This window comes from Pseudomonas sp. NPDC089741 (genome assembly GCF_044748825.1).
Lineage (GTDB): Bacteria > Pseudomonadota > Gammaproteobacteria > Pseudomonadales > Pseudomonadaceae > Aquipseudomonas > Aquipseudomonas helmanticensis.
Map to the genome: position 1 here is coordinate 113,426 of NZ_JBIVGT010000015.1, position 7,422 is coordinate 120,847.

Annotated in this window: 10 protein-coding genes; 8 read left to right on the forward strand and 2 right to left on the reverse strand. The window is 59.1% G+C overall.

Annotated features, from left to right (window positions below; genetic code table 11):
- The first annotated feature begins 16 nt into the window (after positions 1 to 16).
- Genes ACIPZE_RS16570 through ACIPZE_RS16595 form a run of 6 tightly spaced genes read left to right on the forward strand, consistent with a single transcriptional unit; the run spans position 17 to position 5,977 of the window.
- The gene (locus ACIPZE_RS16570) at positions 17 to 1,570 is read left to right on the forward strand and encodes a sugar ABC transporter ATP-binding protein (protein WP_400773935.1); all 1,554 of its coding nucleotides are present in this window, start codon (positions 17 to 19) and stop codon (positions 1,568 to 1,570) included.
- On the forward strand, positions 1,567 to 2,544 hold the full coding sequence (locus ACIPZE_RS16575; RefSeq protein ID WP_129394692.1) for an ABC transporter permease: 978 nt from the start codon (positions 1,567 to 1,569) through the stop codon (positions 2,542 to 2,544). The genes ACIPZE_RS16570 and ACIPZE_RS16575 overlap by 4 nt, the downstream gene beginning before the upstream one ends.
- 9 nt (positions 2,545 to 2,553) lie before the next feature.
- Entirely contained in the window at positions 2,554 to 3,573 is a 1,020-nt protein-coding gene (locus tag ACIPZE_RS16580) for a LacI family DNA-binding transcriptional regulator (RefSeq protein WP_283435848.1), read from the forward strand.
- Positions 3,574 to 3,597: 24 nt separating this feature from the next.
- Positions 3,598 to 4,515 carry a ribokinase gene (gene rbsK / locus ACIPZE_RS16585; RefSeq protein ID WP_400773938.1) on the forward strand — a complete coding sequence of 306 codons (918 nt, stop codon included), beginning with the start codon at positions 3,598 to 3,600 and terminating at the stop codon, positions 4,513 to 4,515.
- Complete coding sequence (rbsD, locus tag ACIPZE_RS16590) at positions 4,512 to 4,916, forward strand: D-ribose pyranase (RefSeq protein WP_283435850.1); 405 nt, start codon at positions 4,512 to 4,514, stop codon at positions 4,914 to 4,916. Before rbsK ends, rbsD begins: the two co-directional genes overlap by 4 nt.
- A 32-nt stretch (positions 4,917 to 4,948) precedes the next feature.
- Complete coding sequence (locus tag ACIPZE_RS16595; RefSeq protein ID WP_129394688.1) at positions 4,949 to 5,977, forward strand: nucleoside hydrolase; 1,029 nt, start codon at positions 4,949 to 4,951, stop codon at positions 5,975 to 5,977.
- Positions 5,978 to 6,009: 32 nt separating this feature from the next.
- Here ACIPZE_RS16595 and ACIPZE_RS16600 read toward each other — a convergent pair whose 3' ends face one another.
- Positions 6,010 to 6,222: a hypothetical protein gene (locus ACIPZE_RS16600; protein ID WP_129394687.1), complete on the reverse strand. Its 213-nt coding sequence runs from the start codon at positions 6,220 to 6,222 to the stop codon at positions 6,010 to 6,012.
- A gap of 131 nt (positions 6,223 to 6,353) precedes the next feature.
- On the opposite strand from ACIPZE_RS16600, the gene ACIPZE_RS16605 reads away from it, so the two are divergent.
- Both ACIPZE_RS16605 and ACIPZE_RS16610 read left to right on the forward strand, forming a co-directional pair.
- On the forward strand, positions 6,354 to 6,659 hold the full coding sequence (locus ACIPZE_RS16605) for a hypothetical protein (RefSeq protein ID WP_400773941.1): 306 nt from the start codon (positions 6,354 to 6,356) through the stop codon (positions 6,657 to 6,659).
- A gap of 167 nt (positions 6,660 to 6,826) precedes the next feature.
- The gene (locus ACIPZE_RS16610; RefSeq protein ID WP_400773943.1) at positions 6,827 to 7,144 is read left to right on the forward strand and encodes an I78 family peptidase inhibitor; all 318 of its coding nucleotides are present in this window, start codon (positions 6,827 to 6,829) and stop codon (positions 7,142 to 7,144) included.
- A 72-nt stretch (positions 7,145 to 7,216) separates the two neighbouring features.
- On the opposite strand, the gene ACIPZE_RS16615 is transcribed toward ACIPZE_RS16610, so the two are convergent.
- The coding region (locus ACIPZE_RS16615) for a cold-shock protein (protein WP_400773946.1) at positions 7,217 to 7,422 on the reverse strand (206 nt) is incomplete at its 5' end.

A 7,422-nucleotide genomic window follows, 5' to 3' on the forward strand; every position in this document is an offset into this window, starting at 1 on the left:
GCATGGAGAGTTTTTTATGTCAGTTTCCGCCCCGAACGCCGTCCTCTCGGTCAGCGGTATCGGTAAGACCTATGCGCAACCGGTGCTCACCGGCATCGATTTGACGCTGATGCGCGGTGAAGTGCTGGCGCTGACCGGCGAGAATGGCGCCGGCAAAAGCACCCTGTCGAAGATCATTGGTGGGCTGGTTACGCCGACCACCGGCCAGATGCAATTTCAGGGCAAGGAATATCGCCCTGGCAGTCGCACCCAGGCTGAAGACCTCGGCGTGCGCATGGTCATGCAAGAACTCAATCTGTTACCGACGCTGTCGGTGGCGGAGAACCTGTTTCTCGATAACCTGCCAAGCAACGGTGGCTGGATCAGCCGCAAGCAATTGCGCAAAGCGGCGATCGAAGCCATGGCGCAAGTCGGGCTCGACGCGATCGATCCGGACACGCTGGTCGGCGAGTTGGGTATCGGCCATCAGCAGATGGTCGAAATCGCCCGCAACCTGATCGGTGATTGCCATGTGCTGATTCTCGACGAGCCGACCGCGATGCTGACGGCGCGTGAAGTCGAAATGCTCTTCGAGCAGATCAGTCGTCTGCAGGCGCGTGGCGTTTCGATCATTTACATCTCTCACCGTCTCGAAGAACTGGCGCGCGTTGCCCAGCGCATTGCCGTGCTGCGTGACGGTAACCTGGTGTGCGTCGAGCCGATGGCCAACTACAACAGCGAGCAACTGGTGACGCTGATGGTCGGTCGCGAGTTGGGCGAACACATTGACATGGGGCCGCGCAAGATTGGCGCTCCGGCGTTGACGGTCAAAGGCCTGAGCCGTTCGGACAAAGTGCGCGATGTTTCCTTTGAAGTGCGCGCCGGTGAGATCTTCGGGATCTCCGGGCTGATCGGGGCAGGGCGTACGGAGCTGCTGCGGCTGATCTTTGGTGCAGACGTTGCCGACAGCGGCACGATTGCCCTTGGCTCGCCTGCGCAAGTGGTCAGCGTGCGTTCGCCCGTCGATGCGGTGCGCAATGGCATCGCCTTGATCACCGAAGACCGCAAGGGCGAGGGCCTGCTGCTCAGTCAGTCGATCAGTGCGAATATCGCGCTGGGCAACATGCCGGAAATTTCCAGTGGCGGCATCGTCAACAGCAACGATGAGAACTCCCTGGCGCAGCGGCAGATCGATGCCATGCGTATCCGCAGCTCGAGTCCGACACAACTGGTTTCCGAGTTGTCTGGCGGTAACCAGCAAAAAGTCGTGATCGGCCGCTGGCTCGAGCGTGATTGTTCGGTGCTGCTGTTCGATGAACCCACGCGTGGCATCGACGTTGGCGCCAAGTTCGACATCTATGGTTTGCTCGGCGAATTGACGCGCCAGGGCAAAGCGCTGGTGGTGGTGTCCAGTGACTTGCGTGAACTGATGCTGATCTGCGACCGGATCGGCGTGTTGTCGGCAGGGCGCCTGATCGACACCTTCGAGCGCGACAGCTGGACCCAGGATGATTTGCTTGCCGCCGCGTTCGCCGGCTACCAAAAACGTGATGCGTTGCTCAACGAAGCGGCGCCTAGGGATCTCCCATGAAAACTGCATCTCCTGCCGGCAAACGTAGTGGCAACTTCTACGGCCTCGGCACTTATCTGGGCCTGGCCGGTGCCTTGTTGGCGATGGTTGCGCTGTTCTCGGTCTTGAGCAGCCACTTTCTCTCCTATAACACCTTCAGCACCCTGGCCAACCAGATTCCCGACCTGATGGTGCTGGCGGTCGGCATGACCTTCGTGCTGATCATCGGCGGTATCGATCTGTCCGTGGGTTCGGTTCTGGCTTTGGCAGCATCGACGGTCAGCGTCGCCATGCTCGGCTGGGGCTGGGGCGTGTTGCCGGCGGCGTTGCTCGGCATGGCGGTGGCGGCACTGGCCGGCACCGTTACCGGTTCGATCACTGTGGCATGGCGAATTCCTTCATTTATCGTTTCCCTCGGTGTGCTGGAAATGGCCCGGGGCCTGGCGTACCAGATGACGGGGTCGCGCACGGCCTACATCGGTGATTCATTTGCCTGGCTGTCAAACCCGATCGCGTTCGGTATTTCGCCGTCGTTCATCATTGCCTTGCTGGTGATTTTCATTGCTCAGGCGGTTTTGACCCGCACGGTGTTCGGCCGCTACCTGATCGGTATCGGCACCAACGAAGAAGCGGTGCGCCTGGCCGGGATCAACCCGAAACCCTACAAGATTCTGGTGTTCAGCCTGATGGGCTTGCTGGCCGGGATCGCCGCGCTGTTTCAGATTTCCCGTCTTGAAGCTGCCGACCCGAACGCCGGCTCCGGCCTTGAACTGCAAGTGATCGCCGCGGTGGTGATCGGCGGTACCAGCCTGATGGGCGGGCGCGGCTCGGTGATCAGTACGTTCTTTGGCGTGTTGATCATTTCCGTACTGGCGGCCGGTCTGGCGCAGATTGGTGCGACCGAACCGACCAAGCGCATCATCACCGGTGCGGTCATTGTGATTGCCGTGGTGCTCGACACTTATCGCAGTCAACGCGCCAGTCGACGGGGCTGATATACCAATATGGCAACGATCAAGGATGTAGCGGCGCTTGCAGGCATTTCCTACACGACCGTGTCGCATGTGGTGAACAACACGCGGCCGGTCAGTCAGGAAGTGCGCCTGAAAGTCGAAGCGGCAATCAAGAGTCTCGATTATGTGCCGAGTGCGGTGGCGCGCTCGCTGAAAGCCAAGACCACCGCAACCATCGGTCTGCTGGTGCCGAACAGTCTCAACCCGTACTTCGCCGAACTCGCGCGGGGCATCGAGGATTATTGCGAGCGCAACGGCTACTGCGTGATTCTCTGTAACTCCGACGATAACCCGGAAAAACAGCGCAGCTATTTACGTGTTCTGCTGGAAAAACGCATCGACGGTTTGATCGTTGCCTCGGCCGGCGGTGACAGCGGTCTGGCGCAAGGGCTGGCAGGTGTGAAGACGCCGATGGTCATTGTCGACCGCGGTCTGGAAGGTGTGGACGCCGATCTGGTGCGCATCGATCACGAATACGGCGCGTATCTCGCCACTCGACATTTGCTCGAGTTGGGTCACCGCGACATCGCCACCATCGGCGGCCCGGCCAGTACCAGCGTGGCGCAGATGCGTCAGGCCGGATATTGCCGGGCGCTGCAAGAGGCGGGTATCGAAGTGCGTCAGGCGCGCATGCTGGAAAGCGATTTCACCAGCACCGGCGGTTACAACGCGGCGGCGGTTCTGCTGGAAAGCAATCCGCCGAGCGCGATCTTTGCCGGTAACGACATGATTGGCATCGGTGTGCTGCGCGCGGCGGCCGAGCGCAATGTGCGGGTGCCGAGCGAGCTGTCGGTGATCGGCTTCGACGATATCCAGATGAGCCGTTACGTGTATCCGGCGCTGACCACTGTCGGCCAGTCGATTCTGCAACTGGGCGAGATGGCGGCCGAAGTGCTGCTGCGAAGGATTGCTACACCGGATCTGGGCACCGATCAACGCATCGTGACCCCGAGTATTGTCTTGCGCGAATCGACCGCGCCGCTGTCCGGCGTGTTCACCGAATACCGCTGAAACCGAATTGACGAGTAGTGATGTATGCCAGCAAATGTAGTGGTAATAGGCAGCCTGAACATGGATCTGGTCACCCGCGCGCCACGGCTGCCGCGGGGCGGTGAAACGCTGATCGGCCATTCCTTCAGCACCGTTTCCGGTGGCAAGGGCGCCAATCAGGCGGTGGCGGCTGCACGTCTGGGCGCACAGGTCGCGATGGTCGGCTGCGTCGGCAACGACGACTATGGTGTGCAACTGCGTGGCGCGTTGCTGGCCGAGCAGATCGACTGCCAGGCGGTGAGTACCGTCGAGGACTCCAGTGGTGTGGCGCTGATCGTGGTCGATGACAACAGTCAGAACGCCATCGTCATTGTCGCGGGTGCCAACGGTGCAATGACGCCGGCAGTGATCGACCGCTTTGATGCGGTGTTGCAAGCCGCCGACGTGGTGATTTGCCAGCTCGAGATCCCGGATGCAACCGTAGGCCACGCACTCAAGCGTGCACGCGCGTTGGGCAAGACCGTGATCCTCAATCCGGCGCCGGCCAGTCGGCCGCTTCCGGCAGACTGGTTCGCCGCGATTGATTATCTGATTCCCAACGAGAGCGAAGCGGCCGCATTGAGCGGGCTGCCGGTCGATTCGCCGCAAACGGCGGAAAATGCTGCCAGTCATCTGATCGCCATGGGCGCGGGCAAAGTGATCATTACCCTCGGTGCTGAAGGTTCGCTGTTCGCCAGTGGCAAGGGCTTTGAGCACTTTCCCGCGCCGAAGGTGAAAGCAGTCGACACCACTGCCGCCGGGGACACCTTCGTCGGTGGTTTTGCAGCTGCGCTGGCGGGCGGCAAATCCGAAGCCGAGGCCATTCGCTACGGGCAGATCGCCGCGGCGCTGTCGGTTACTCGCGCCGGCGCGCAACCGTCCATTCCAACCATGTCCGACGTACAGGCTTTTAAACCCGCATGAAAAAGACTCCTTTGCTCAACGTCGCGCTATCGCGACTGATCGCCTCCCTGGGCCATGGCGACATGGTCGTCATCGGTGATGCCGGATTGCCGGTACCGCCCGGTGTCGAGCTGATCGATCTGGCGCTGACCCACGGTGTCCCTGATTTCGTCAGCACGCTGAAAGTCGTGCTAAGCGAGATGCAAGTGGAAAGCCATGCGCTGGCCAATGAAATCTTCGACAAGCAACCGACGGCGCTGATCACGCTGGAGGCGCTGAATGATGAAGGCGAACTGGGTCGTCGCGACCTGCTCAGTCATGAGCAATTCAAGGTCCTCAGCCGCCAGGCACGGGCGATTGTGCGTACAGGCGAATGTCAGCCGTACTGCAACATCGTGCTGGTTGCCGGGGTTACGTTCTAAATTTCGATGTCTACCTGCACAAGGAATGCGCCATGCAACGCTATGCTCACAAACTGCATCAATTAATCCGGGGTCTGCTGCTTTTGTCCGTGATAACTGCGACCGGCGCTCAGGCGGCGGAAAAAATCGACCTGATCATCGACACCGATCCGGGCGCAGACGACGTGGTCGCCTTGCTGTTCGCCCTGGCCTCGCCCGATGAACTGAATATTCGTGCACTGACCACCGTGGCCGGCAACGTGCGTCTCGACAAGACATCGCGTAACGCGCGCCTTGCTCGCGAGTGGGCAGGGCGCGAGGACGTTCCGGTCTACGCCGGTGCGCCGAAGCCGCTGATGCGCACGCCGATCTACGCCGAGAACATTCATGGCAAGGAAGGCCTGTCGGGTGTCACCGTGCATGAGCCGAAAAAAGGTCTGGCAGAGGGCAATGCGGTCAATTACCTGATCGATACCCTGAAAAAAGCCAAGCCACACAGCATCACCATCGCCATGCTCGGCCCGCAGACCAACCTGGCGCTGGCACTCATCCAGGAGCCGGAGATTGTTCAGGGCATCAAGGAAGTGGTGATCATGGGTGGCGCGCACTTCAACGGCGGCAACATCACCCCAGTGGCTGAATTCAACCTGTTTGCCGACCCGCAAGCGGCTGAAGTGGTGCTCAAGAGCGGCGTGAAACTGACGTATCTGCCGCTGGACGTGACGCACAAGATTCTCACCAGTGATGCACGCCTGAAGCAGATTGCCTCGCTCAACAACAATGCAGGCAAGATCGTTGGTGACATCCTCAACGAATACGTCAAGGGCGATATGGAGCACTACGGTATTCCGGGTGGTCCGGTGCATGACGCCACCGTCGTGGCTTACCTGCTCAAGCCTGAGCTGTTCACCGGTCGTTCGGTGAATGTCGTAGTAGATAGTCGTGAAGGGCCGACTTTCGGTCAGACCATCGTCGACTGGTATGACGGCCTCAAAGCACCGAAGAATGCATTCTGGGTGGAAAATGGCGATGCTCAGGGCTTCTTCGATTTGCTCACCGAACGCCTGAAGCGTTTGAAGTAAGCAGCCCGCCCGCAGGTGCCAGCCTGCGGGTTTTACCCCTTCTGCGCATGCTCGTGCTCGATCTGTTCGGTCGGGTAACGCTCAAAAATCTGCTTGATGAATTGTTGGGCGGCTTCGGTGCCCAGCTCTTTGACCAATAAATCGATACCAATCAGCGCCAGCTCTTCGGTGGTCCCCGGGCTGTAGGAGCTGTGTCCGTCTGCCCATTTGGCTTTGATGTCGGCATCGATGCTGATGGTTGTCATGAGAGCGCTCGAAAAGTCGGGAAGTCTGAGTTTCGAGTTAACCATTTTGTCGGGCGTTTGGCACTGCGACTTAGGCATGAATGGAACGCTATGCGACACTTGGTCTTTTCCGGCGAACCAGGGAACGTACTGTGCAGATTGATTTGAATATCCCCGACGGCCTCACGCTCGACGCTGTGCGCCAATTGCTGGCTTCGGCCAGTGATGACGAGCACACGCAATTGCGCGTGACCAAGGGCGGTATTGCCTATATTTCTTCGGGCATCACTGGCGGGCAGGACATCGACGGCCTGCAGTTTCGCCTTGAGACTTGGGCCAAGGGTTCGGGTTATGTGGGAAATGTCGCAGCCAGCGACGAGGTGTGGGTGATGCAGATTTTCAACGCACTGAAGGACAACTGGCCGAATCCGCCGTTTGACTACATCGACGTCTACTGAGCATTGTTAATATTCAGTCACGATTGATTGCGCAGGGGAGCGCCACGCTCAGGCAAACTCGGCGTTTTTCCGATGGTGCGGCAAGGTGATGGCATCTGCCATGAAACCAAACGCCGGATTGGCGGTCGCACAATCTCAGCTTAACTATTTGAAAACAAGGAGGCTTCATGCCTTTGAAGTTCGCGACACTGGGTGCACTCTTGGCCGCTGCGATGTTGGCCGGTTGCAGTACGAACTCCAGCGAGTCGGCAAAGGATGCAGTGGCGACCGAGTCCGGTCACAGCCGCTGTGAAGCGACGGCAGCGGAATTCGCCATCGGCAAGAAAGCATCTCCGGAGCTGCTTGAGCAAGCGCGAGCCAAGGCCGGTGCGCAGAACGCCCGCTTCCTCAAGCCAACCGACATGATCACCCTGGAATACCGTTCGGATCGCCTGAACCTGAACACTGATACCAACCTGGTCATCACTCGCGTCAACTGCGGCTGATCGCAGAACGCTTTTGCTGCAGGCATAAAAAACCCCGTCACATGGACGGGGTTTTTTTAGTGCGCCGAGAAATTACTCTGGGCGAACCTGTGCAGCTTGCATACCCTTTTGGCCTTTCTCAGCCACGAAGGAGACAGTCTGGCCTTCTTTCAGGCTTTTGAAACCGTCGGATTCGATAGCTTTGAAGTGTACGAACAGGTCGTCAGCGCCACCTTGAGGTGTGATGAAGCCTATTCCTTTTTCATGGTTGAACCTTTTATCTGTGATGGTTTTTCTTT